Origin of the sequence: Corynebacterium sp. MSK008 (assembly GCF_030232585.1) — a bacterium.
GTDB lineage: Bacteria > Actinomycetota > Actinomycetes > Mycobacteriales > Mycobacteriaceae > Corynebacterium.
This window is the reverse complement of sequence record NZ_JASPJX010000028.1, coordinates 1-842: the sequence shown is the minus strand read 5'-3', so window position 1 is coordinate 842 and position 842 is coordinate 1. Positions and strand designations below refer to the sequence as shown.

Annotated in this window: 1 protein-coding gene; it reads right to left on the bottom strand. The window is 59.9% G+C overall.

Annotated elements, in window-relative coordinates; translation table 11 throughout:
* On the bottom strand, positions 1-842 hold an 842-nt coding region (locus QP996_RS11725), incomplete at both ends, for an IS256 family transposase (protein WP_284872810.1).

Sequence of the window (842 nt, the reverse complement as noted above, 5' to 3'; positions counted from 1 at the left end):
CAATCGTCGTGTTGCTCGGCAAGGACGGCGCCAACAAGCCGGATGATCGATTCGCGGTTCGGGAAGATACCCACAACGTCGGTGCGCCGGCGGATCTCCCGGTTTAACCGCTCGGTGGGGTTGTTTGACCACACCTTCGTCCAGACTGGTTTCGGCGCTGCGGTAAACGCCAGCACCTCATCGAGTGATTCCTCCAAGTACGCCGCTACCTGGGGGAACTTCGGTTCCAGCAAGTCGACGACTTCGCGGGCTTGGGCCCAGGTGGATTGGGCATCAGGTTGTTGGAAGATCGTCTGGAACATCGCCGAGACCATCGGCCACTGGGTTTTCGGGACTTTCTCGTAGAGGTTCTTGGCGAAGTGGGTGCGGCAGCGCTGCCACGACGCATCGGGCAGCACTTCGGATATCGCGTGTTGGATGCCTTCGTGGGCGTCACTGGTGATCAGGAAGACACCGCGAAGCCCGCGCGCTTTGAGGTCTTGGAAGAAGCCTTTCCACGATGCGTTGGATTCCGCAGTGGCGACGTGCATGCCGAGCATTTCGCGGTACCCGTCGGCGTTGACACCGGTAGCTAGTAGCACGGAGCATTTGACCACTCGGCCGCCTTCACGGACTTTGATCGTGAGTGCGTCGCAGGACAGGTAGGCGTACCCGCCGGGGTCGAGTGGGCGGTTTCTGAAGTCTGCGACCATCTCGTCGAGTTCTTCCGACATACGTGAGACTTGCGATTTCGACAGGTTGGAAATGCCAAGGGTTGCCACCAGGTCGTTCATCCTGCGGGTGGAGACCCCTTTGAGGTAGCAGGTGGCAATCACAGTCGATAGTGCCCGTTCAGCCCGTGA